Genomic DNA, 338 nt, shown 5'->3' on the forward strand with positions numbered 1-338 from the left:
GCTATTAGGAACTTTGTTCTTTTTCTCAATAGCCAATATCGGCTTCATTTACTTTCTTGAATCCCGCAGCGAAAACAAACTGCAATGGGTTATCCATACCAATGAAGTGATGCAAACCTCAGGGGATTTACTCAATGCTATCTCTGACGCAGAAACTGGACAAAGAGGCTATCTACTTACAGGGCAAAGCTATTATCTGGAACCCTATTTTCGTTCTCGAGATGAGATCAAATCCATCTGGGGTGACTTAAAAAGCCTCACATCGGACAATCCACAGCAGCAAGAATTGCTTGACGAATTGGTTGAGGATATCGACAGCAAGCTTGAAGAGTTGGCGT

Annotated in this window: 1 protein-coding gene; it reads left to right on the top strand. The window is 42.6% G+C overall.

The window, feature by feature from the left end; all coding sequences use genetic code 11:
- The coding region (locus AB4585_RS29620; protein WP_372172418.1) for a CHASE3 domain-containing protein at positions 1-338 on the top strand (338 nt) is incomplete at both ends.

The sequence above is a fragment of the Vibrio sp. 10N.222.49.C9 genome, assembly GCF_041474985.1.
Lineage (GTDB): Bacteria > Pseudomonadota > Gammaproteobacteria > Enterobacterales > Vibrionaceae > Vibrio > Vibrio crassostreae_C.